The organism is Mycobacterium sp., assembly GCF_965277065.1.
Taxonomy (GTDB): Bacteria; Actinomycetota; Actinomycetes; order Mycobacteriales; family Mycobacteriaceae; genus Mycobacterium.
In genome coordinates this window covers 278,091-302,203 of the sequence record NZ_CBDIBT010000014.1, presented here as the reverse complement: position 1 = coordinate 302,203, position 24,113 = coordinate 278,091, and the positions used below count along the sequence as shown (strand labels likewise).

22 protein-coding genes are annotated in these 24,113 nt (G+C 60.9%); 14 read left to right on the top strand and 8 right to left on the bottom strand.

What is annotated here, in order from left to right; translation table 11 throughout:
- Nucleotides 1-1,840 precede the first annotated feature (1,840 nt).
- A complete protein-coding gene (locus ACQY5A_RS04150) occupies nt 1,841-3,358 on the top strand; it encodes a hypothetical protein (protein ID WP_428339111.1) in 1,518 nt (505 codons plus the stop codon).
- 617 nt (nt 3,359-3,975) lie between these two features.
- Here ACQY5A_RS04150 and ACQY5A_RS04145 read toward each other — a convergent pair.
- Nucleotides 3,976-4,413 carry a hypothetical protein gene (locus ACQY5A_RS04145; protein WP_428339110.1) on the bottom strand — a complete coding sequence of 146 codons (438 nt, stop codon included), beginning with the start codon at nt 4,411-4,413 and terminating at the stop codon, nt 3,976-3,978.
- Here ACQY5A_RS04145 and ACQY5A_RS04140 point away from each other — a divergent pair.
- The 3 genes from ACQY5A_RS04140 to ACQY5A_RS04130 all read left to right on the top strand — a co-directional run bounded on the left by ACQY5A_RS04140 (nt 4,391) and on the right by ACQY5A_RS04130 (nt 6,618).
- A complete protein-coding gene (locus tag ACQY5A_RS04140; RefSeq protein WP_428339109.1) occupies nt 4,391-5,458 on the top strand; it encodes a hypothetical protein in 1,068 nt (355 codons plus the stop codon). The genes ACQY5A_RS04145 and ACQY5A_RS04140 overlap by 23 nt on opposite strands.
- Nucleotides 5,459-5,492: 34 nt before the next feature.
- A complete protein-coding gene (locus ACQY5A_RS04135) occupies nt 5,493-6,083 on the top strand; it encodes a hypothetical protein (protein ID WP_428339108.1) in 591 nt (196 codons plus the stop codon).
- 115 nt (nt 6,084-6,198) lie between these two features.
- A complete protein-coding gene (locus tag ACQY5A_RS04130) occupies nt 6,199-6,618 on the top strand; it encodes a Rid family hydrolase (RefSeq protein WP_428339107.1) in 420 nt (139 codons plus the stop codon).
- Nucleotides 6,619-6,840: 222 nt separating this feature from the next.
- Here ACQY5A_RS04130 and ACQY5A_RS04125 read toward each other — a convergent pair whose 3' ends face one another.
- From ACQY5A_RS04125 to ACQY5A_RS04095, 7 genes are all read right to left on the bottom strand, one after another.
- Nucleotides 6,841-9,168, bottom strand: a complete 2,328-nt coding sequence (locus tag ACQY5A_RS04125) for a hypothetical protein (RefSeq protein ID WP_428339106.1) — start codon at nt 9,166-9,168, stop codon at nt 6,841-6,843.
- 136 nt (nt 9,169-9,304) lie between these two features.
- The gene (locus ACQY5A_RS04120) at nt 9,305-9,466 is read right to left on the bottom strand and encodes a hypothetical protein (protein ID WP_428339105.1); all 162 of its coding nucleotides are present in this window, start codon (nt 9,464-9,466) and stop codon (nt 9,305-9,307) included.
- A gap of 397 nt (nt 9,467-9,863) precedes the next feature.
- Nucleotides 9,864-10,262, bottom strand: coding sequence for a hypothetical protein (locus tag ACQY5A_RS04115; RefSeq protein ID WP_428339104.1), 399 nt, complete (start codon nt 10,260-10,262; stop codon nt 9,864-9,866).
- A 312-nt stretch (nt 10,263-10,574) separates the two neighbouring features.
- Complete coding sequence (locus ACQY5A_RS04110; protein WP_428339103.1) at nt 10,575-11,042, bottom strand: hypothetical protein; 468 nt, start codon at nt 11,040-11,042, stop codon at nt 10,575-10,577.
- Between the two features lie 506 nt (nt 11,043-11,548).
- Complete coding sequence (locus ACQY5A_RS04105) at nt 11,549-11,989, bottom strand: hypothetical protein (RefSeq protein ID WP_428339102.1); 441 nt, start codon at nt 11,987-11,989, stop codon at nt 11,549-11,551.
- A gap of 1,035 nt (nt 11,990-13,024) precedes the next feature.
- Entirely contained in the window at nt 13,025-13,303 is a 279-nt protein-coding gene (locus ACQY5A_RS04100) for a type II toxin-antitoxin system RelE family toxin (RefSeq protein ID WP_428339101.1), read from the bottom strand.
- Entirely contained in the window at nt 13,300-13,578 is a 279-nt protein-coding gene (locus ACQY5A_RS04095; RefSeq protein WP_428339100.1) for a type II toxin-antitoxin system Phd/YefM family antitoxin, read from the bottom strand. Before ACQY5A_RS04095 ends, ACQY5A_RS04100 begins: the two co-directional genes overlap by 4 nt.
- A gap of 405 nt (nt 13,579-13,983) precedes the next feature.
- On the opposite strand from ACQY5A_RS04095, the gene ACQY5A_RS04090 reads away from it, so the two are divergent.
- The 10 genes from ACQY5A_RS04090 (at nt 13,984) to ACQY5A_RS04045 (ending at nt 23,904) form a co-directional block, all read left to right on the top strand.
- Nucleotides 13,984-14,217 (top strand): type II toxin-antitoxin system Phd/YefM family antitoxin, encoded by a 234-nt coding sequence (locus tag ACQY5A_RS04090; protein WP_428339099.1) that lies wholly within the window; start codon nt 13,984-13,986, stop codon nt 14,215-14,217.
- Nucleotides 14,214-14,609: a type II toxin-antitoxin system VapC family toxin gene (locus ACQY5A_RS04085; RefSeq protein ID WP_428339098.1), complete on the top strand. Its 396-nt coding sequence runs from the start codon at nt 14,214-14,216 to the stop codon at nt 14,607-14,609. Before ACQY5A_RS04090 ends, ACQY5A_RS04085 begins: the two co-directional genes overlap by 4 nt.
- A 512-nt stretch (nt 14,610-15,121) precedes the next feature.
- A complete protein-coding gene (locus ACQY5A_RS04080) occupies nt 15,122-15,688 on the top strand; it encodes a hypothetical protein (protein ID WP_428339096.1) in 567 nt (188 codons plus the stop codon).
- Nucleotides 15,688-16,104: a hypothetical protein gene (locus tag ACQY5A_RS04075; protein ID WP_428339095.1), complete on the top strand. Its 417-nt coding sequence runs from the start codon at nt 15,688-15,690 to the stop codon at nt 16,102-16,104. The genes ACQY5A_RS04080 and ACQY5A_RS04075 overlap by 1 nt, the downstream gene beginning before the upstream one ends.
- Nucleotides 16,097-16,924, top strand: a complete 828-nt coding sequence (locus ACQY5A_RS04070; RefSeq protein WP_428339094.1) for a hypothetical protein — start codon at nt 16,097-16,099, stop codon at nt 16,922-16,924. The genes ACQY5A_RS04075 and ACQY5A_RS04070 overlap by 8 nt, the downstream gene beginning before the upstream one ends.
- 867 nt (nt 16,925-17,791) lie before the next feature.
- Nucleotides 17,792-19,012, top strand: coding sequence for a tyrosine-type recombinase/integrase (locus ACQY5A_RS04065; protein ID WP_428339093.1), 1,221 nt, complete (start codon nt 17,792-17,794; stop codon nt 19,010-19,012).
- Nucleotides 18,999-21,665 carry a tyrosine-type recombinase/integrase gene (locus ACQY5A_RS04060; RefSeq protein WP_428339092.1) on the top strand — a complete coding sequence of 889 codons (2,667 nt, stop codon included), beginning with the start codon at nt 18,999-19,001 and terminating at the stop codon, nt 21,663-21,665. The genes ACQY5A_RS04065 and ACQY5A_RS04060 overlap by 14 nt, the downstream gene beginning before the upstream one ends.
- A gap of 14 nt (nt 21,666-21,679) precedes the next feature.
- A complete protein-coding gene (locus tag ACQY5A_RS04055) occupies nt 21,680-22,279 on the top strand; it encodes a hypothetical protein (RefSeq protein WP_428339091.1) in 600 nt (199 codons plus the stop codon).
- A 654-nt stretch (nt 22,280-22,933) separates the two neighbouring features.
- On the top strand, nt 22,934-23,431 hold the full coding sequence (locus ACQY5A_RS04050; protein WP_428339090.1) for a hypothetical protein: 498 nt from the start codon (nt 22,934-22,936) through the stop codon (nt 23,429-23,431).
- A 119-nt stretch (nt 23,432-23,550) separates the two neighbouring features.
- Nucleotides 23,551-23,904 carry a hypothetical protein gene (locus ACQY5A_RS04045; RefSeq protein WP_428339089.1) on the top strand — a complete coding sequence of 118 codons (354 nt, stop codon included), beginning with the start codon at nt 23,551-23,553 and terminating at the stop codon, nt 23,902-23,904.
- The last annotated feature ends 209 nt before the right edge of the window (nt 23,905-24,113 follow it).

Sequence of the window (24,113 nt, the reverse complement as noted above, 5' to 3'; positions counted from 1 at the left end):
GTGTATTCCTGCGTATGACAGCGACATCTACGCCGCGAGCCCTGGCGTGCGAAACCTGAATCACGCAGTAGAACAGAGTTATTCGCGGTAACAGCGGGCACAGACACGGCAGGTTGAGGGCACGGCAAATTTATCATGAAGCAGCCCATCTTGAGTGGGGGGCCCAGGCCACCGAGTGAGCGCATTGGCTGCCAGATAAATAAGTCACGGTAAATCCTCGCGAAAAATGCAATTACGACTGCTCCGCAACAGAATTCGTAAAACGGCACTAGTGCTTTCAGGGTGAAGCTTGATTTGGTTCGCGAATCGAGGGCGACATGTACAGGCCAAACGTTGATCTAGGATGCTACGTTACTGCAAACTGCCTTGACGAACTTGACGGAATGCTTTGCCAACTCAGCGGCCTGCTCCTGTGTGGCCTCGCGTTCCGAATCACTGTACCCATGGAAGAATCCGTAAAGGGGCTCGCCGAGCTCGAGCTTCTCATTGTATCTGCACGCAGCCTCGGTGATACGCTCACCTCTTGCTCGGTCTTGCGCGGCAAATTTAGTTGCAGGCGCAAGCGCAACGCGCGTCTCGTTTCGCGCCGTGTCGAGGGGTAGGACTCCGTCGTGGCTTATCACGTTCGCTAGGTCCTCAAGCCACTCGGTGACGTCCGCTGCGGCGGTACCGCATATTGTCAAACAAGTGGACGACAGTAGGGCCGCGGCCGCCACCACGAACGTCCGCGTATGACGTGCTCTGGCCACCATGAGTCTGCCCCTTCGTTACACACAGCTAGCTTTCAGGTTATTCTAGGGTTCAACTGCTTGTGCGGCTGGATAACTGTCATTTCTGGCCGGGGCCTCGCGAGCAGGTAACGGAGTGGGCTGAGCATTGACATCCGAACTCGCTGTGGTTAGCAACTCGCGTGCTAATCAACCCGATCGTGCTTGAACCCACCTCAACGGTCCAGATCAGCGGGGAATCTCTCGGAAGCGCTGAGATTCGCCGGAGTGGCGGATAAGCGACGTCCTTGCCCACGCCCACGAGCCGACGACCACTCGTAGATCACACCGTCAGCCTGGCTCGATATCCGCCGCCGGGTACTGCGCATGAACCCGATCGCTCTCCCAGCGCTGAATTTAGTCTGTAAAGAGAGTCCCTACCCACGGACCGCCCGCGCACGAGGTCGATTGTGTTGCCCTCGTCGGTCGCAATCCCAAGCTCGACGGTCCAGACCTATCAGCGAGGATGACCCCGGCCGCGACCGGCGTTGATCGCTGGGCTTTCGCAGTATCGGTGTCAACGCTTACTTTGCCGATGTCTGGGCTTGGCATCAGCAAAAGGTGAAAGTCTCGGAATGAGCTGTGTAGCAATATGATCGCGAACGGGCTGACGTTTACGGATGAACCGGCGTATTCGATCCCGCCATCATTACTGCCCTGCCAGTCATGGATGGTCCCGTTGTCGACACCGCGGTTTCGGTGTGCCCGCGGTGCTGGGTCCCGGCCGGGCGCACATTCTGAGGTGAAATCGACCACCAACTGACTTATCGTGCCGGTGCAGAATACGCCAAGTCAGGGCGCCGCCAGCGTCGACAAGAAAACCAAGAACCGCGCATAGTGGGTCAGGGCAAATGGGTTTCGATGCACGGCAAGGTCTCGCGATTGTGCGGCGAGTCGCAGCAAGACCACCGTGATCGAAGGCCCGTAGGCAAGATTACCGATTATGCCCGGCCATTTTCTGCTGCCTTAACTTCGACCAATAGCCGCTGCCGCACGTCGCGGCCGTGCCAAAGTAAACACACACGATCCGAACGCATACCGATCACAGAACTTGCCTAGGGGGTCACTTATCCATGGAAACTGACGCTGGCACGCGCGACGCAATAGGAAACACACTCCCCGTTAGCGGCGAACTGCCGGATGCGACGCTTGCACTGCACGCTCTGCTCACGAGCTACGCGGACACGCTCGAAATGCTCAACAACGCGCCTACGATTATGTGGACCAGGTTCGAGAAGCCACGTGTGCTGCGGTGGTTGCCGGTCCCAGCGCCTCGCCGCGTCGTTCGGGCCTTAATCGTGCGCCACGTGCATCAATGCGTCGATGCTCTCAAATGCGGTGTGATCAGGACCAGCGCTTTGAGCGACGATGGCGCCGGGTCGAGTCGCGACCTGAAGATGTTGCAACAGTTCGAGCAATCACTACCCAATAGGGTGCGGCTGTCGCTGATATGGCCGCTGGCGCTGCTCAGCGTCCTATTTGTAGCGTTTATACTCGCATCCATCTATCACGCGGGCTACCGCACGCTGCTCGGCGATCTCACCGCCGCCGCGCTCAATCTCAATCGCACCGCTGCGATTGCAGCGGTAGAGAGTGCTCATCGCCTCGCGTTGGCAGGTCACGAAGACGCGAAGCATAATTATCTTTACGACATCCAGTTTTTCGCAAGCGCGGCAATGATTGTTGCCTGGGCGGCCGTGTTAGTAATCGTGCCATTCCTACCCACGGCTGCGATCTATCGCCGAACGAAGGCGCGATTGGCCGCCCTTGAAGCAAACGGGCTGGCCGCCGTTGGCGCCCGGACCGGCCGCGGGATCGAGATTGACCTCGTTGCCCGGCTGCTACTGATGCCCGCAGTCGCCGTGAGTAGCTACTCCGCATTCCTGTATGGCGCGATACAAAAATCCCCTTACCTGTCGGTGGCCGGTGCAATATGCGCCGTGCTGATCGTCTTCGCGGGCGTCGAGCTGCGGTTTCGCTACACCGAACGTCGTAGGCGAATTGAAAGTGGCCACAGACCCATCACGCAAATCGCGCTTTCTCTGATGGTCGTTTTGTCGCTCGGCCTGTTTGTTTATCTCCCGTACCAAGCGCATCAACGAACAATCCGTGAGGACCGTTGGACATTAAACGTAGTACAAAGCCCGGCAATGGTTAACGAATACGCCACAGGATGGCTTTACGATCAACTGTATTTTATTATCACAGCTGTTCAGCAGAACGCGGATTGTAGCGACCAGCACGGGCCGCTGATCGACAATCCGCAGTTCCTGCGGTTTGACCTTGAGACGTGGTCGACCGTCGACCAGTTCGTCACTCCAGATGTAGCCACGGGATTGCTCCTGCGCCACTGGAGTGTTGTGGACAGGGACGGTAAACCTACAAAAAACTTACTTCTTCACAACAAGTGCGGCCAAGGTACAGATGCGATCGCTCAACCGATAATTCCGGGCTCTCACACGAAGACCACGGTTGTCGTCAGCGCGCCGAAGAATGCCGTCTGTCTGCAGCTAAAAGTACCCGGCTACCACGCGGTATGGCAGTGGCGCATCCCGGGTTTCAGCGACTGCCCGCAGGTAACGAACCCATGATTTCGCACCGGCCGCGGTTCGGGACGCGACACGGGCGCGCGCGAATAGCCCTGCCGTGACGGTGATCTCGCAGGCTACAATTGCTGACCCGGAGCACTGCCAGGCCGGACCGCATAACCGCCTAGCACCGGAACATTACCGACCACAGCCGATACCACAATGCCCAGTTACCCTTCTGCACAAAGATTTAACTTGAGCGTGTGCGCCTCGGAGTAGGCTTGGCGCCGGGGCCCCGACCTGGGTCACACCCTGGTGCCTCGAACACCGTGGTTAGAATTTCGGTTTGCTTGACGAGCAATTTCTCCGCGGCGAGTAGGCCGGGGCAATCTAGGGTCTGGGTGTGCTACCCCCAGTCAGCAGACCGTTTTGGGGCGATGCTTCGACGTCCAGCGCTGCGTCGATGGTGTGTGCTCCCCTCAGCGGTGCGGCGAGGCCGGATTTCGTGCCGTCTGCCGATTAACCACCGAGTCCAGGGTGGCGTCGAGTCGGCGCTGCATCCAAACATCAGTAGTCAACTACTCACGACGGTCGGCGCAAAAAATGGGATGCTGCGGGGGATGGAGCCACCGACAAAGCGCCGGCGGACTGAGACTCGTAGGGGATGGCTTGAGCCGCCGCTAACTCAGTGCCGAGAGGAGTTGAGCCACGATGAGCGCACCATGTCGTGTTGGCTCTCGCTGCGGCGCAGCGCTGCTGGCGTTGGTGCTCGCGGTCCCGATCACGGCGCTTAGTCGGGGCGTGGTCCCCGCTGTCGCCGACCCGGCAACCGACACGACGACCACCACCACACTGGCTCCTGTGACCACTACCGACTCGGTAGTGACAACCACGACTACTAGCCCGGCGCCGACGACTACCACGTCCAACCTGACGTCATCGATAACTTCCACGACAACAGTCACTTCGACGTCGAGCCCGGTGGCCAGCTCCGCGAGCACGTCCGTGAGTCTGACACCACGCGGCACGACCACACTTTCGGACGCGGTGTCCTCGACGCCGTCGCCGGTAATCCCGACCGCGGTGCCCCAGACCTTGACCGCGGACCCGAACGGCATCCAATTGGCGCAGGCCGCCCCTGAAACCCGGCAGGATCCAGCACCTGCAGCCGAAGGCGACCTTCGCCTCCTGACCCTGGCCAGCAATCGGTCGAATCGCAATGTGCTGCACTGGGATCAGGGCTGGATCACCTACGACAACTTCTTCCGGCCGGTCATCATCAACCCGTTTGGAGCGGCCCTACACATCTTTTGGCGGATCGCCGGGGCCGGCATCCAGGAAATAGTGATCCCGGCGTTCGGTCGGATCCTCACCGAGATCTCCCAGCCCGGGCCCAATCCCGTCGTCGCTGTCCTGCCCAGCGAAACCGGCGAACCCGACCAAGTCACAGCAGGCGTCATCAACGGCGGCGGCCGCGATCCCGGGCCTGACCAGCCGCCTCCGCCGCCTCCGCCCGTGCCGACGGAATACCCGAACGCCTGCGTCGCCGTGCACTACAGCAACGCGCAGTACAAACCATTCATCGTCCGCAAGATCGTCGAGGTAGGCGACGACCCGCAGTACGGCGAGCACAAGGTCCTTCTCGACGGCGTGACGCCGGCCTGGGGAGCGTGGACCCAAAGCGCCGATTGCGGCCCAGACTCCGAGGTGCACAACCAATTCGAGGTACACAAGACCCAGTCACTGCCGGGCGTGGATGAACCGAAGGAGGCGCCGCTAGCGGGCGGCTACCCGATGCAGCTGGCCAGTTACTCGAACTCGTCAGCGTTCAGCATCTTCACCGTGCTTGCCGCGTTGATCATCGCGGCGTTGCTTCTGGGCGCCGTTCTTGTCGCTATCGCTCGGGCCAAAAAGAACCCGGCGCCGTCGCCCGATCGGGACGACTTACTGCAGCCCGGTGCCGACAAACACGGGCGCACATCACACGGCCACCCGGACACGCGTGTCCGGGCCGTCGCCCGTCCTGGCGGCCCGCCGGTCGTCACGGCGCGCGAGGCGTCTGCCCCCGGCGGGGCAATGCACGCCCTACGACTGCAGGCGCATTTCGACCCCGGCACCCCAACCATCAGAGAGGTAGATGATGACATCAGCCGCATCAGATGAGACGCAATCCGTACGAGACCTCCTGTTCGGCGAAATGCCTGTCGAACCGACTGATGCACTCGCCGAGTCGCTGCACAAGCACGGCACAGTCAATCCCTTTTTGAACGGCGTCCCTGGCCTCGCGACCGTCGTCGAGCACGAGGTGGCCGCAGAGGTGGGCGACCTGCTTTCGCTGGACCTGCTCGATCTACTGAGCGGCGCGTGGAGTCGGTACAAGGCGCTCACGGAGGCAGCTCGCCGCACCCGCGACGCGCCGCAGACCAAGGAGGTCGTGACGATGGCGACACACCAGATCGCATCCACTCACCATCCGACAGTCGAATTGTTCATCGACGGCAACTCAGTCGGCACTATCGAGGTGGACCTGGACGTCACCTTCGACATCGCCGGGGTGCTTGCTGTGGTTCGCGAAGGTCGGCTGACCGAGATCCGGTCCGGGGACTGCAAAGTTACCGCAACACTTGAGGTAGAGGACATCGTCGTGGCCGAGCGACGGCACAAGTTCGACCTGCCTGGCGCGGTCCGGTTGCGCCATGGCGTGCCGCTGATTGAACCCGCCGCAACCGCCGTGCCCTTCGAGCAAAGTGCAGCAAAGATCGGCGGCGATTACCGCGACAGAGGCTAGAAACGAGGCCGATCAGTTCTTCACGCCGAATTGGGGCTGGTGCACGGAAGCGATGGTTTAGGGCGGTCAATGGGTGCGCGGTGACACCGGACCCGGTCTGTAGCACGCTGGGTGGATGTCGACGGTGGTCAAACTTCTCCGTTCCCGTTCCTTAACCGATCGGGCCCAGTACGCCTATGCGGCCACCGCGCCTGCGGATGCTCGCTTCGTTTTTTTAGCTGGATCGTGTCCGCTTAGTGTGGACGGGCTAGTCGTCGGCGTTGGCGATTTCCGAGCCCAAGCCACCAAATGTCTGGAGAACAAGGCGATTGCGCTGGAAGATGCCGGTGCATCGGTCGCTGATGTCATCAGCACTCGGGTTTTAGTAGCATCGCCGCACCGAGCCGATCTGATCGCAGTGTGGGAAAAACTCCGGGACGTGTTTGATCGCTTCGATCCCCCCAGCACCCTGCTCGGCGTGACCGTCCTTGGATATGAACATCAACTCGTCGAGATTGAGGCCATCGCCGCCGTGCGCGATCAGCCCGCACCGTGAGGTCTTCCGCGTCCGGCGAGTTTTTGAACAGCAATTTTGCAAAGTTGTGGACGTTGACGTAGGTCATTGAACTGATCCGGCTCGGCTTCCATGGTGGAGCGGGCACCCGACCCTCGTCACGCGCGTTATCACGGTAGTGGCAGGCGTCACGAACGGGGCTTTCGACTGCTATCGGGTCTTTTCCCGGGAGATTTGCGGGACCGCGCGGCAGCCCGTCCCGGATCACTTGGCCGCGGTGGTTGGGGCGCGGCCGGTGGGCGGCGAAGGCGGTTCCTGCGGAGCGTCAGATCCTGGCAGGTCATCCAATCCGAGGTACTTCAGGTGTACGGACCGCAGGAAATCTTTATCTTCATAGATCGGCATCAAGTCAGTGGGACCATCGAAAACCGTTGTGAGCCAAGCAGAGTCAGGGGAGGCGCCGGACCGATCCCATGCAGCCGACCAGAGCACGCCGAGCGTGACGGCTCCTGCGGCGATGACGTCGATGGTTTGCTGGCCACAGTTGCTCCATAGCGCGTCGAGAACGGCGGCGGCTTTGGTGGCGCTTTTGCCACCGCCCGGGCGGGCGTCGTTGTAGGTCTGACAGATGGTCTCCGGTGGCAAAGTGGTGTGCGCGAAGATCATCAAATCCATGGCCGCCTTCGCGGCGTCGCGAGGGCTGTGAATCGCGCGGGGCGTGAAGTCGAGGCTCTTGACCGCGTCGCCGATCCCGGCTGCGATAGCGTCGGCGTAGACGTCGACCATGTTGTCCTCGTAGGTGGCATGAACGCCGGTGGTCGCCCCGTCCAAGCCGTCGGAGTGCTGCGAGGAGTGCAGAGGTTGGCAGGCGTCACCAATGTAATGCGCCAGGCAGCCGGCCGCGGTGAGAAAGCGTGCACCATCGCCGTTCTCGGCGAATGTCAGCATTTGGGCGAAGATCTGCCAGACGCGGAATGGCAGCGCCCCTTGGTTATTCGATCTCGTGGTCGATGCGCTGGGCATCGGCGCATCGCGGTAGAAGCTCAGCCAGTTGCTGTGGTTTAGTGAGTCTTCGTCGGCTTGGTAGTTGGCGATCAGCGTTTGGCCGTCCGCCCCAGGAAGGTCAACATCGGCGTAGTGATTCCAGTTCTCCATGGCGCGCGCGACTTGCGGCTTGGCTCGGTTGATATTTGTTTTCCATACCACGTCCGGCACATCGCTGAGCGGGACGAAATCGGTGGCCTGCAGATGCGTCGCTTGTTTGAGTTGCGTGTCGGTGCTGAAGCTGAGGTTGTTGATGTTGGCGATGAAAAATTTCTGCACAGCCTGCTCGCTGACCAGGAAGCACGCCTGCTGGCCAATTTTGAAGTGTCCGACCGGTCCCCAGTACTGCAAGCGTTGGGCTGCGGGTCCAGAGACAAGGTCAAGGTTGAGTTCCCGCAGGATCACCGCCATCGACGTCGCCAGTGAGAACTGCAGGAATTGGCCGGCGGCGGGACCGGTGCCGATCTGCTGGCCGCCCCACTCCAGCGCGAACGGCGACCGCGTGCCGGGCTGCACGAAGCCGTCAAGGCACCACAGAGACCCGGAATCACCGGGCTGCGTGACTAGCGGGGTCGTGTCGTGCGATCGCGGGCCCAGCACGAAGTCGGCGATGTAGTCGCGCCCGCCGATCGATTTATAGCGGTAAAACAGGGCTTTGATCTCTCCCCGCATTTCTCCGCTGGCAGCACCGCGCCCGGCGACAGGTTTTCCGATCCAGGACAGTGAGGCCGTGCCGGCGCTGAAATCCATGACAGCGCCGATTGATTGGGTGAGTACCTGCGCGTCCCAGATGTTGGCGTCATCGAGTCGGACAATGGCGGCATCGATGTTCACAACGGCATCTCGGCCCGGCAGGCTGGGGTAGATGCCGGAAAATGTGCGCTCGGTGAGATCGCGCGTTCCCAGGGTGGTCCCGATGACGACGGGGACGCCCCGAAGGAAGGCTCTGACTGGCCGCCCTACGCTGCCCGCGAGGTGGGTGTTGATCAGGACGTAGAAGTCACTGCCGTCCGACACCATGCAGGCGACCGTGCCCATTCGGCGCATTCCCTGCGCATCGACATAGACAGGCGAACCGACGCCGAGCGAGGTCGCCGCGAGGTGACTCGGATCGGGTTGGCGGGGCGGCAGATCCGCGGACTTCGCGAGCACCACGCACACCGGAACCGTGCGCCCATCCGGCATATAGACATACGGGGGTACGACGTCTTCGGGTCGGTTGACGAGATCCTTGAGGTATTGCCACCGCTTGACGAAAACTAGAATGCACGGCCATGACCATCTTCGGACTCGGGAATGCAGCAAAGTGCGCGGCTCGGCTTCGCGACGGCGATCGATGGCCTGACCGGCACCCGCTTCGTACGCATCAGGGTCGGAATCACGGACGAGGTAGCGGCCGATTGCGGTGGAGAACACGTTAGGTTTTTGTGCGAGGTGCACGTGAAACTGGTCTCGGGCACTGAGTAGATCTCGGACGCTGAGCGAATGAAAGTCGTTGGTGCTCAGTGTGTTGTCCTCTTTTGACCCACTGTGTGTGGTGTGATGCATCGGCTTGCCTCCGTGCAACTCTCGACCAACCGCCCCACCGTGTCCGAGCGCGTCCTGATTCGAGTTCAATCGGCCGCGGCTGATCTCCGGTTGTTAAAGCGTAATAGACGGTCTGTAAATGGGCTGGGAATTGGATTTATGCCGCCTGCGCACGCAAATCGTCCAGCTCAGTATTGCTGTTGGCGGCGCCGCCGTGACCCAGCCCGCAGACCCGAGCAGGTGTGGTGGCGGCAATTCGCATGGGAACGAGGTTGGCGAACTCGTTGACGATCAACGTGACCAGACCGACCGGAAGCATTCCAGTTTCATCTTTGGTGGTGGCCGTGGCAAAAGGCGGGCCCGAGCACACCCGCTATTGGGTGGACTTGGCCTCCACGCTCGGATTCCAGCGGGATAGACGTCCCGCGTGGCAGGGCAACTCGACACCGCGAGCCAGCCTCCCTTAGGCTCGAAATCCAAAAGATCCCGGCCCGCTGCGCGATATCCGAGAGGCTGAGCCGTGTACCGGACCCGGCCGACGGGCCCCTCGGTCAAATGCAGAACCCGTCACAACGGCGACTAAACCAACCTTCAGGGTCCAATCAGCGAGGAATCTCTCGGAAGCGGTGGAGATTCGCGGGAGAGGCGGATAAGCGACGGCCCTGGCCGGGCCCACGAGCCGACTGCCGCTCGAGGATCACACCACCAGGTGCAAGCTACTCGCGGTACCACACGGTCAGCCTAGCTAGATACCCGCCGCCGGGTACTGCGCATGAACCCGATCGCTCCCAGCGCTGAATTTGATCTGCAAAGAGAGGTCCGTACCACGGGCCGGCAACGTCGCAATTATTTTTAAATTGATAAACGGCTCCGCCCCTAGCGGGGTTAAAGCCAATGTTAGTAATCGAGTTCATCAGAGATCTACGGTTTGGAATTACGCCGCGCTCAGAGTCCTGCGTGTCGTCGCTTGTCGCGTCTGACTCAGGAGGGAACGGCGCTTCGGGTGCCGCGGCCAGGGCGTCCTCGTTGATGTACCAAGTTTCGTCCTTGGTGAGACCAAAAAATTCCATCACCTGGGCTTTCGCGGCGGCCACCCTGTCGACATCTTCGGCCATATCGTTACCTTCTACGGTTCGCGGTTGCTGTTGCTGTAGCTGCAAACTTAGCGCGAATCAGCGCCCGGCGAGCGCAGTTGCGAGAACGCACGGCGTGGGAGTTTCACTGGAAGGTTCCTGCGGATCCAGGAAGCCCGGCGTTCACGTGGTTTCGCGTCACTCAGGCGTTAATTGCATCATGAAAGGTGCGGCGAACGATGCCGGCAACTCGTAGTCGGACGTCGCTAGTGAAGCTGTGACGACTCCTGAATATCGAACAAACTTCGCCGTCACCAACCTGGTCTCGTAAACGTAAGATCACAGTTCAGAAATTCAGGACGGGTGATCTGCCGACAAGGACTCGAGGAAACCAAGGACCGAGTCGAAGTGGCCATCGACGAATTGCCCTACGCTCTTTAGGCTCGCGCGAAAGTTCTGCCACCCGATGCGGCTGGATAAGCGGTCAAGATCCAGGACAGACGACGCGAATTCATCGGTCACGACTTGGGAAGTTTTATTCACCCGCGACATAGATTCCAACAACCGGCGATCGTAAAGGATTGGACTTCCGAGCTCGCAGCGCACATTCCCCGCTAACGTGGCTAATACCCATCTTGGACTGAAATCGTCCGGATCATTGACGACAGTCAACGCGCCGTTTGAGAAGCTTTCATTTAATCCGTTGACCAAGACCTCCGTCATCCGCGGCCACGTCTCCTGGTAGCTGCGCAGCACTAAGGGCTTGACCTCTGGTTTCATCCGCAGATAGGCGTCCAGCACCGACGCGAGGGTTTTAGGCATGCAGGCGCAAATTAGAAAGACATTCTCACTATAAGGGAGAACGTAGACGACTCCGAACAACCCGTTGTCGAGGGTAAATTCGAACTCGGTGTAGCAGTCGGTTTCCAGTAGGTGGATATCGCTTGTCTCATGCCGCCGCAAGCCTGACGCCCGCCGCTGCTGCATAAAATCTCGGACCATTACCCTCAATACACTTAGCGGTCATTTCGGCGAAGGCCATAGCAGCCGGCCTCTCACGGGAACCAGCGGGCTAGTCACCGTTTGCCGCGACCGGATTCTGTAGGACCTCCGCAGTCGTCTCGGAGCGACCGGTCGTCTCGAATCCGTACGTCTCGGCCGGTGACAGAACGAGTAGCAGGAAGGTTTCCGACCAACTGCGCGACAGCATATGAGCGTGAGGCAACGTCCCTATTGGTCATGCCTGTCGGCGGGATGTGGCGACTTTCGCGGCCCGTCACCTCCGGTGTGCAAAGGGGGGTAGTAGCGGTCTTCAAGGCCGGCGGCACTCAGGATCGCGCCTGGCAAATCTTCTGCACCATCTGCCCACCGGGCCCCTCATCCCACACCCCTAAATCATCGAGCAACTCGTACTGCTGACGTATTTTCAGCTGCTCGTAGGGCGTGTAGTTATCGTTGAGATAGTTGTCCAGCCGATTACCCCGCATATTCCACTTATTTATCGTGCAGGCCCCATTCAGTATTCTTTCACCGCGATCATTGTTTTGGGCTGCCTCACTTAGGCTTGGAGCCAGTGCGGCACGACCTCGCGAGATGATCGTGGGCCTCTGAACCTCGGCGAACTCGTCGGCCAACGGCCCGAGCTCATGCTCTATCCACGACGAAAGGCCATCGGCTGTTGCATTGCCACAGGAGTAAAGAGACACGCCCAGCATTGGAATGCAGGCGGCAACAACGGCCGCGACCGTCCGCGTTCCTACATTTTGCATCGTGAAGACCTCCGGCTCGCACCTGATCTGCGGAAACCACTAGCATACGCGCGGCGCGCGCGTCATTAACCCGTTTCGAAAAAATGGCCTCAGCTAACTGCAGCCGTCGAACTTGTAGGTGTTTTAGGCAATGGGACAAACGCCAGGGTACTTTTGAAATGCCGCTCGTAGGTCTGATGGAATCCGGGCTGGCGAGGCTTGAGACCGCGGGATTTTGTGGAACAGGCTAGTGTCGTGGCACAGATAAAAGGGGCCGGCGGCGGGAACGCTGCACCCACCGCAGACGGCGCTGACATCACCTGTCTCAGAATCAGACCGGCAACGCCTCTCGGCGTGGCCGACGTCGGAGAAAGAGCTCGGCCCCGAATGCTTCTACCTACAGTGACATCCGGCAACGAGGAACGATCACAGCGACGAAGATGGGTTCGCCGCGGCTCGGGCGCTAAGTACCTGTCGCTAGGTGATGACCGTACAGATGAAGTGACCATTATTCGCATCCCAAGCGAGCCAGAGTCGCGCAATTTGTCACGGTGACGAATCAACAGTGATCCGAGGCGAAGGGGCGCAGCGGCGGTAGCGGCGAGCCAGGTGCTCATCGACACGCGGTCGCCAGCGGCCAGCGACGAGTGCGCCGATACGGGGCCGGCGGTCAGCCGCGCACGCAGCGGTACGGGTCACCATCATGGTTCACCTAACAGCCGAATCATTCGTTAAGTGATCGAACCGTACGACAACCTCGGGGGTATTGACAACAGATGCGCCCAGTCGGCTTGGCGTGTAAACGACCAATCGACACGTTGCGCAGCGTTGATCGTCCAATCACCGTGTGGTGCCAGTACTTTCGTTAGATGCAACTCGCAACCTTTTACTGGTAAGCAGCTGTATCACTTTGTCTCGAGTAGCGCGGATGGACCTCGGGAACGTCGGCGGCGATAAATTTGGTACCGGTGCGTGCTCGACAGGTGCGAGTTGCGGGACGGGTATCAGTGTGCCGCGACACCCGCCGGTTGCGATGGGCCCACGGGTGGGCTCGCGTCAACGTGGACGGTAGATATGGGCCCGATGCTTGATGCCGACGACGACTAGGCTGCGCTCGTCCTCGTCGATGCGGAATACCACGCGATAGTCGCCGCGACGGGCGCTGTGATAGCCGTCCAGATCCCCTCGCAGTGGCTTGCTAAGCCGTTGGGGGTTGTTGGCCAGCTGCCCGGTTATGAACTCGACGATCGCCGTAGCGACCTTGCCTGGAAGGCGTTGCAGATCTCGGCGCGCGGACCCCGCGGCCTCGACGCTGTAAGGCTGATCCGGTGTCATCGCTGAGGCGGCAGACCGAATTCTTCACGGAGCGCATCGCCGCTGACGGTCATTCCCTCGCTATACTCCCGTTCTGCTGCTTCGATGTCGTCGCGGATTCGGGGCTGCGACAGCCAGAAGACAGTTTCCTGCAACGACTCAAGGTCGTCCGCAGACATGAGTACGGCGGCCGGCCGGCCGTGCTTGGTGATCGCGATGATGTCGTGGGTGGATTGTGCGTCGTCGACTAGAGCTGACAGCTTGTCTTTCGCCTCACCGAGGGGTACCGATCTCATCGGTTGATCATAGCCACGATAGTAGCTACGGACTAGCGATAGTTTGAGCCATCGATCTCATCGGCGGATGTTCGCACGGCGGCTCGTATGGCACCGCTACAGCTGCAACCATCAGTTCGGTCGTCGCCTTAAAGTTTGCCGATAAGCTAGATTATGTCACCTATACTCGGAATAGCCTCGTGCACAACCGTTTTCGACATCTGATGAGCGCCCAGCCTTAGCCCATTGCCAGAGTTCCGTGTTCGTAACATCGCGAGCGGAGCGGCTCGACCTTGTCGAGGCCAGCTGTCGAGTGCCGCTGCGCGCCGGGCGGACATGCCATCGTCAATCGCGTCACCAACAAGCCGAATGATTCGCACTATTCAGACTAATCTATCTAGTCAGAATAGTGGTACCACGACCCGCGTGGAGACCATTACTAGTACGGAAGCCAAGACCCGTCTCAACGCACTTCTGGCCGAGGTGGAGCGCACAGGAGATCCAGTGACGATCACCAACCACGGCCGGCCCGTGGCGGTGCTCTCACCGGCTCAGGCGACACCGCGGACGTTCGGGCAGCTTCCACACCTGTTGGTGCCGAAGACCTTTGACGATCCCTTGCCTGACGCCGAGCTATCCGCGTGGGAACCGTCCTCATGACCGCATTCCTTTTGGACACGAACGCGCTGCTGGCCCTGGTCTCGACGCCGGACAAGATTGCTGCCGGCGTTCGAGACACTCTTGCCGACCCAGCCAACGAGCTCATTGTGTCCGCCGCCTCGGCCTGGGAGATCGCCATCAAGACGCGGATCGAACGACTCGACGGCATGCCCCTGCTGTCGTCCTGGGGTGAGACGCTGGCAAGTATGCGCGCCACCGACCTAGCAATTGACTCCGCAGACGCTGCTCTCGCCGGCCAACTCAGCTGGAACCAAAAGGACCCCTTCGACCGCATGATCGTCGCTCAAGCGACCCGGCGTGGTTTCACGATCGCAACAAGCGACGCCCAGATCACCAAGAGTGCCCTCACGGCTGTCATCAAGGTCCGGTAACCGTACGGAAAAGGAAGACAACGTGACTCGCAGCGAGGACTCGGTCGCCAACGGAGGTGATTTATCGGGGCGGGTTCCGATAGCCTTCTTCGTCCGCCGGCTCGACTTAAGAGCTTCTTCTCCCCCGCCGGGAGATGCGCGGGATGTCGGTTTACCGCGATCGCTGCGCAGAGGCTAACTCAGTGCGATCATTGTTTGGCTATCAGCCAACGCTTTTCGACACCACGTAGCCGAGCAGCGTCTTCCCCCCACCGACGACCTTATCGAATGACGACGCCGATGTGCGCTGGCGTCTCGATGCGTACGCTTCGATCGCTGTGGACACGGAGCGTTCTGCCCGCGGTCGTCGGGCGGAGTGACACCGTTCGAATACTGGGCTTCCCCATCGCAATCCAGGATTCGGCGAACCCACCGTCGCCGGCCTCACGGCGAGCTGCATCTGCCGCTGATGCCGACGTATTGATACCGACAGGATGACGGTGACGCTCCGCATAGCGGATTAGCCTGAGTGGATGGACGGCGTCAACGCGTTCTTCTTCGTGATCGTGATGCTTTGCGTGTTCTCCGGCTTGGTGCTGTCGTTCGTCAAGATCAGCGTCGTCCGGCAACGGCGCATCTACTGGCGCTGCGCCGTGCTGGGTGCAGTAGCTGGTTTTTTCTGCGGCTATCCCGACGTGGGCAAGGGACTCGGGGCGGCAGCGCTGGTGATCTTCGCGATGATCCTCGGAGCCATGCGCGCCACTCCGTATCTGAAGATCGGCGGAAAAATCTACGCATTCAGCGCCGCGGATCGGCGAGCCCGTGACGACGACGTCCCGGGCACACTCCAGGAAGACCTAATACACGCGGCCGATTTCATTCAACGGCGGTCTGGCGATCCCGACCTGCCAGACACGACCGGGCGCAACGTGACTGAAGCGTTAAGCGCTCTCCATCGGCGGTCCGGCGGTGAAGAGACACGAGCTACTAACGAGCGCAACACTTCTGACGCGGATACTCCATCCGCAACTCCACCGAATCGGACGGCGCCCCGTGAGCGCATCACGGCGCCCATAGCGCCACCGAACGGCCGCGGCTGATGTACTTCTCCGTTGGCCTCGCGCTGACGGCCGGTGGTGTCCTGATGGCCGTGAACCCGCCACCTCCCGTCCGCAGCCCCCACACGGTTACGTGGATCGGCGTCCTGTGCGCCGTCCTCGGGATCTACCTCATCATGAAAGCGGTGCGCGCGGACACGAACACCGCGCAGCAACCGACCGTGTCGGCTGGATCCAGACGGCCGCCCCGCCACGCCGCTGCCACATCAATCGCCGACTCCGCCAAGGAATGTGCACTCCTCTTGGGTGCAGCCGTCGTCGGTGCGGGCTTTCTGTGGCGGGGCATCGCAGCCGGACTGCTGTCCGTCGTCGGCATCGGTGTCATCGTGCTCGGCCCGACCCTCGCGATACTGGCGATCACGGCCATTGCCAGGCTCAGGCAGGGCCACGATGCGTGAGCTCAGCGACGACGAGGGCGGGGCTCAGATCGCCTGGCTGGCCGGCGATGACCTCTCCGCCGGCGGCGGAATACCGGGAGGGTGCGGCTTCGATCTGGAAAGCGGTTGGGACGAGTCGGCATGGGTGCTCAACGCCGTCTACGAAAACCCCGAGATGCCCGACATGACGCACCACGAACTGCATCGGCAGGCGATCGAACTCGGGTTGCGCGAGCCCACCATGGTCGGCGACATCAATCTCGACGAGGTGACAGTCACCACCGGGCAAACGCTAGGGTTCGCCGAGCGACCAGGTGGGTCGTGGCGCCGGCTGAAGTGGACCGACATCGGCAGGCGACCCGGGTTCGAATTCTGGGCGGTATCCGGCCGATGGCCCGACCTGCGCTACACCCCTCAGGACGAATGGGAAGATGCCGCAATCTTCCCGCCGGCCAGCGGCCCGCGGATCGGGCCCACCGAGCAGTCGAGTTGGCCGGTCGCCCTGCTCCCGCCGACAGAAGGATCACTGGACGAGGACACCCTGAACGCTCTGATGGTCGTGCTCGGCCGGCACACTTCCCCTGCCGCGCTAGCGTTGTGCGACTTCTACTTCGGCTGCCCGCCGCTGCGCGACTGTCCGCGGATGTTCACCGGGCACCTCGACGAGGTGCAGCCTCTGGTCGACGACTTCGGCTATAGCCCGAATAACATCTGGCCCGCGGACCGGTCCTGGCTGGTCTACACCGACCATGACCTGTCCGCGACCCGCGTCAGCGGACCCACTGAGCTGATCACAGCCTTGACGACAGCCGACGGTCTCGACGTGGTGCTCTGCGGGTAACCGTCACCAACTCGCCGATGTCCAACCGAGCGCGATGCGGTACCGAAACCGCTGCACCACAATGGCATACATAACTATTGAATGAATTCATCGCCGACCGATCTCGACGAAGATCGATCAGCGGTAAACCGGTGAAATCCGCTGCGCGGCACCCCAATTTTCGCGCCACACCTTGCGGCGCAGGTCTTGACGACGCCGTTTCACGACCACCATGAACAGCGGCGCCCACGGCAGCACCAACCCGAGCACGAACCACGCCCACGCGTTGAGCCCTTTCCTGCGGGCGAGATAGCAGTGATCCCGGCACGGGTAAGGACGATGACGACAACGAGGAGCAGCCACGCCCCGATCGCGGCCGTGTCGTCGTTCGCCCGAGGACGGGCCCACGCGTGCTGGGAGCGGGTCAACGAGGCTCGAAACCGGGGTGACCCATATCCGCGAAGTCGGCGCAATCTCGACGGCGGAGCTAACCTCAAGATGTCTCGGCCTCTCACGCCTGGCTGCGAGGACCATGCCCCGCCGACGCGGGTGCCGACCCACATGATGTCGGCGTGGGCGAGCCGGGACCGGCTCGACCCACGGCCGCGCCGTATACCCCGCTCCCCGGCGGGGTTGCTGTGCCTGACACCCGGGCCGGCTCGGGAGTATGGTGCCGCCGCCCGGCTGGCTTGATCACATCGTATCCGCCCGGGTGTCACGGGCACTCGACGGTCGACGGCCAGTCCGGAAGGAGGGCGGACACGATGATCGTGATTGGTTTTAGCGCCCTCCTATAAGCACGTTCGTTACGTTCGCGGCGTGCCTCGCTGGCAATGTGGCGAACGCGTGGTGGAGTGAGTGATCGCGACAGCACTCAGGAGCTCGAACTTGGCCCAAGCTGGCTTCTCGGTACGTAAAATCCGTCACCCCAGCGGACGGCAGTCCTGGTGGATCTTCACTCCGGAAGGCGAACTGCACCGTCCATCGCTGAACCTGCTCAAGAAGTATGCAACCTCCACGCAGCAGACCTATGCCTACAATTTGGTCGATCACCTGACGTGGATGGCGATGCATCGCAAGGCGCCCAACACCATCACGATCGATGACCTACTTCGGTACATGAATGGCCTCACCGGGTCTGATGGAATCTATGGTGCTGCCTACTGGAGACCCGGGCGACCACCTTTAAGTTCCTCAACAGCATGCAATGTAGCAACGGTCCTGAAGGCCTATTACCTGTCCCTGCCGGCCTGTGAAGGAGTGAGCGACGAGCTAATCGACGCTTTGTCTGCAACCCCCGCAGGGAGCCGAAAGCACCGTGGCCACGAGTCTTCAAAAGGCAACCCACTTGCGCCGAAGAAGGGTTCTCGACGTCCCCGGTTTGTCCCGAATGAGCTTGTTGAAGCGTTGTTTTCACCAGGAGTGTTGACGACCGCCCGCGACGTCATGATCGTCACCTGGCTGCACGACGGCGGGTTGAGAGTGGGAGGCCTGTGTGGTCTGCGATTCTGCGATCTTCACCTAACGAGGCACCACCCATGCGGGCAACGTGAAGTACCGCATCTTCATATTGTTGGCCGCGACGACAATCCCAACGGTGCTCGCGCGAAGGCTTACGGACCCACGAGTGTCAGCCGGGACGGCCATGTGATCGACGGGGTTATCCGCGCAGTGAGTCCTGACATGGTCAGCACTTACCACGCCTATCTCCTCGACGAATACGTTCCGATCCAGCATCTCGCTCGCCATGAGCAAGTGCTCGTTCACACTGCGGGGAACACTATTGGCCAGGCCCTTTCGACGTCCGCCGTGCGCAAAATGCTTCGAAAGTCTTGTACCAGAGCAGGTGTCGACGGCTACATAACACCCCATGCGCTCCGGCATAAGGCTGCCGCCGCCCTTTATGAGGCATCGGACTTCAACGCCGAGATGGTCGCCCAAGAATTCGGGTGGTCCAGTCCCGAGATGGTTACGGGACTCTACGGCCGTTCCGCTCACCGGCAGGCAACCGAACATCTAAAGCAGGCTTGGGGTACGACAGCCCGACCCGCTATCGAGCCCTACTTAGCGCTGCCCACCGAGATGGGAGTCGCTGGTGAACAGGGCTAACGGACCGATTGCGCTGTCAGCAGACGGCCTCGAGGTCATCACCGACTCGGCAGGTCTTGACTTTGAACAACGCTACGACCTTGTGAGTCAGCAGTTTCCGCAGTGGCTTATCGCCGAGCCGGTCGAATTTCCCGTGAACCACCACACGTACGGATGGGGATGCCGCGTCGAAGGATGCCGCTCGTGCCTAAGCCCATACGCCACGAACTGGCTGTGCGTTCAGCACTCCAAACGCTTCAACGCAGTGAAGGCAACGGTGAGTCTCGATGACTTCGTGCGTGACGCAACACCGCTTAGGCTACAGAAACTCGAATGGGCGTTGAACCGACGGCCGAACTGTCAGATTTGCGGCCCCAACCGCGAAGCCGAGACGTCGGCCGGCTACTGCCAAACCCATCTTGCACGCGTAAACCATCTACAAGACAAGGGAATCGGTACATCAGACTGGTCAGACTCCCAGCGCCCCCTCCCGCCGCTCGCCGCATGCTCGGTTCCCGACTGTGTCCACGACGGAGCCGTGCCTGCACACTTGGATGGATGTCTTTCAAAACGGCTGTGCCGCAATCATCACTGGCACTGGAATCGATGGAAGAAACGCGGTAGCGCCGATAACGAGCGCGGCTGGAATCAATGGCTGACCTCGCCGCAGGTGACTAACTCCGTTACACCTGAGAATCGGCGCGGCCAACTGAGGCTAGCCCACCTGCCGCTTCGCCTACAGCATGAGATCCGGTATGCATTGCACAAGCATGGCGGCACAGCTCGGCGAACGCAGTGGCGGCCGCTGGAAATCCAGAAGGTTGTCGATGCCATTGCCGATGCGGGTGTGATGACATTGTCGGACCCCACAATGGCTACGGTGAGCCGCCCAGCGTCGATTTGGGAAGCCCGGGTATGGGAAGGACTGCCAATCGCGGCGCGTGCGCTGAGCGTGAACCCAGCGGACGCCAAAAGTGAAGGCTGGTTCGATCCCGCCATCGTCGGTGCTCCGCCCTTTTCAGGCACCCAAGGCCAACAGAACCGGCGCAAAGTGTGGACGCTGACAGCGGTTTCGCAGCGATGGCTACGGGATGTGCTCTGGGACCACCTACGCGAGGAGGCCACCAAGCCTGCCGGCAGACGTATTGCGGCCACGCGCGTGTACACACGCATCAAGGGCATCGCGATGCTTTCCCTGATCCTGCGCCAGAGCCGCGCCGACCACGGCGAGGACCCCGATGCTCTCAACCAACACGACGCAGCAATCGTCAAAGACACCTGGGACCTCTGGCATCGCGAAAAGCTGCCAATCTCAACAGGTTCAGACGCCGCATCACCAGTCGTACTTAACGAGCGAACGAGGCACACATACATGTCTAACGTGCGCGCAGTGCTCCACAGCTACCGCGCCCGGGCCGCTCTGCCGTCCGGTCTCGAGCTGTTTATTCTCAACATCCCGGAGTACGCGGCAAAGGCCAGCGCGCCACGCCCCCGACCGCTGAGCTTCGGCGATTTCCAGAAGCTCATCAGCGAGGAGAATCTGCGCAAGCTCGAAGACGTCGACACCGACGACGTGGGCCTGGCTGATGTATGGCTCACGCAGGCATTCCAGGGTGGCCGTGTCGGTGAGACGATCAGCCTTCGACTTGGCTGTGTAGGGATCATCGGGGCGGCTCAACCCTACCTATGGCGGGACATCACCAAAGTAAATGTGCTCGACTTTGGAGTGCCGTGCCACCTACCGGTGTACCAGCGGCTCCTTCGTAGACAACAACTCACCCGGGCAAGGCTCCGTGCCCGCTACGCCGACGATTTGGCTCAGCTCAACGAGGCTGGTCGGGCTGCATTAGAAGCCCAGTGGGACCGAACAATGCCGCTTTTTCCGAGCATGAAAAAGAATCCCGACCTCACAGTCTGTATGTCCTACTCGTGGTTTCGGTTTGCCTGGAACGAATGGTTCACAGAACTCGGTCTGTCGCGGATCACGACCCACCAGACACGTGCAACGCTGGCCACGTCTTTGTTGAATAACGGCGCGCCGCCGGCGCTAGTCCGCCAGGTCCTCGGTCACTTCTCCGAAGACGCGTTAGCCCACTACGCGCGCTATAACGACGACAACATGGTGCGTCACCTCCAAAAGGTATGGGCTGCTGGCCCGGGAACGGACAAACCCGGAACGATCGTGTTGAAGCCAACCGACATCCTGACAACGAACAACGGTGGTCCAGCACCTATCGACTTATCCGTGATTCCCGTCGAGCACGGACTCTGCCGGTATGGCCCAGTCGTCGGCGGCCACAGCTGTCCCTTCAATAAGAACTGCACTGGCGGAGCAAAAGGCGCCTGCGAGCACTTCGTTCTAACCGGTGCAGACCTGGGCTACTGGGAACGCAAGCGCGACACCGCTTTCCACTTCGCCGAAGGCGCACCGTCTGACGAGGCCCGCGACTACATCCTGAGCCAATGGCAGCCATGGGAGCCCGTGCTCGCCGGCTTACGCCAGGCGCTCGACGACCTAGGCCTCCTTGAGGCTGCCGAGGAGCTCGATTTAAGAGTCCCTGCACACGACTACTTCGACCCGCTGTTCTCGATGGGTTGGACACTGCCGCACCTCAACGAGATCGTGGAAATCCCCCCTAGTAATACGGCAGGAGTACCGCGCGGCTCCGCGTAGACAGGAGAAATGCATTGAGTAACCAAGGCATACAGGCGACGCAAGTGCCGCGTCGACGACCGGTCGAGGCGATCGAGCAACGCGTCCAGCGGAGCAACGACTGCGAACGCCGAGTACAAAAGGCTCTGACACGACTCGTCAAGACCGGCAATGCCTTCACCGTGGAGGACGTCTGCACTCTCGCCCGGGTCGGCAAGACATTCCTTTACGATGAACGCCGTCCAGAGCTAAAAGCCGCTGTGCTCGCTGCTCGGGATGCCTCTCAGGCCGGAAGCCCCACTCGAAGCACGGACAAGCCACAGAAAGACACGGCCTCGTGGCGCGAGCGCGCCATGAATGCCGAAGCTTTCGCAAAGGGCCTGCGAACAGCGCTGAAGGACCGGGACGCGCAAATCAGCGACCTCATCGGCCAACTCTACGACCCCGAGGGCAACCACTTATTGGAGGAAAACTCAAAGCTCCGCGGCCTGATCGGGGAGCTTAACAAGAATATGCATCAAGCCATGACCGAGAACAATCAGTTGCGGCGATCGTTGAATGCAGCTCGCGCCAACGTCAAGCGGGAACGGGAGCGCAACGTAGCGCAGATCTTCGGTGGCTTATCCGTAGATTGATGGACGCTGAGCTGGGCCTCTGGTGTGGGTAACGCTGTGAGCACCACCTCGGCGACAAACGTCGAATCTGCTTGCCGGGCTGAACTGCGTTGTGGCGCAACATTATTAATCCAGTTCATTGGCGGAGATGCATTAAACGAAATGACGGTATTCCCCACACCGGATGTCGCAGGCCTTCAGCAGGTTTGAATCCCTGCCGGGGGCACAGCTTGAGCAGGCCATATACGAAACCGTGCAACCTGCGTGGAATATCGCGTGGAGCCTAACGGCCAGACCACGGTCGACGGTAACGACAACAGCTTTTCTAAGCTGAGCGACAGTTCACTGCGTACAGATCGTTAACAGGCAGCAGAGCTAACGTGTGAGCATGAAGGCGGCCGTCAGAGTCATGTTGCTCGCTGTATCCCTGGCTGGTGTGGCCGCACCTGCGGCTTTGATCGTCGGTCCCGCGATGCCGGGTCAGCTCGTCGCCCCGTGGTGGGTTTCAGCACAACCGCGTATCCAGACGACTGGGATTGGTTACTGCAATAAAGTTGCACAGCTTTACCGCATCAACCCGGATACCCCGATTCCACCGGGATGCGCGAACCGGGGTGCGTTTAAGGGGCTGTTACCGCCGCCGGGCGATGCTTCACCGCCGCCGGATGATGCTCCATGAATCTTGCTGTCATCGCGACAATCACCGCAGCGGCGGCGTTGATCGCTTCGCCCGCAACGGCTCATGCGGACGAACCCGTGCCCACCGTCGATCAGGTGGTTGCCGTCATGGCCAAGCTGACCGACCCCGGAATCCCTGCCATGAACAAGAGCGACATCGTCACCCCCGGATTCGCACCTGACGACGCCGGGACCATCGACGATCATCTGAATTCGCTTAACGGGCGTGGGTACATCCCGTTCAACTTCGTCGTCACCGACATTCAACCTGCACCCGGCAACTTCGCGGGAGCCACCGTGGCCGCCCCGAGAGACTATCCCTACTACTCCATCCGCCCAGTGCCGATTGTGCTGGTCAACCAGAGCCGACACTGGCTGGTCACCACCGACGCCGCTACGGCGTTTTTGAACCAGATGTGGAGCAGTACCCGCCATCGTGCCGGCTTCACTGCGTTCAGATTTTTGACAGCAAACAACGCTAAATTCCGGGCATGAAAATCGCCGTCGTTGCGCTGCTGCTCGCCGCATCACTGGCTGGCCCCGCAATTGCCCACGCGGACTGCGGAGACCCCGACCGACCCGCGTGTACCGGACCCGTCCCCACCGTCGATCAAGTGGTCGTCATCCTGGCTGAGTTGACTGACCCGGACATTCCCGCTGCGAACAAAACCAACATCGTCACCCCCGGATTCAGCCCCGACGAGGCCGGGACAATTGATGATCATCTGAACCGCATGCGGCACCGCTCGTTGCCTCTTAACTTCGTCGTGACCGACATCCAACCTGCAGCTAATGACCTTGCCGGAGCTTCCGTGGCCACCATGGGAAATGCTTATCAACGCACTAACCCCAGGCCCATCGTGCTGGTCGATCAGGGCGGGCACTGGTTGATCACTCACGACACTGCTGTGTCCGAGTTGGACCTGTTCTGGCGCGCCGCGAGCCGCCACATCGCTGTTGTTCCCTAGTGAGCACACGGAATGAGCGCGCTGGACGGTCTTTAGCATTGGGCTGGGAGTGGTCGTGGTCACCGCGGATGAAGCAGTGCCGCAACGGTTGCGGCGCGGATGGGGCCCAGCAGTCGCCGCGCGGATGGTGGCCCGTGGCCGGGGAAGCCATCCGAGTGGTGGCCCACCATGTGCCCGGGCCACGGGAGTGTGGGGTTCCGCGCGGACGG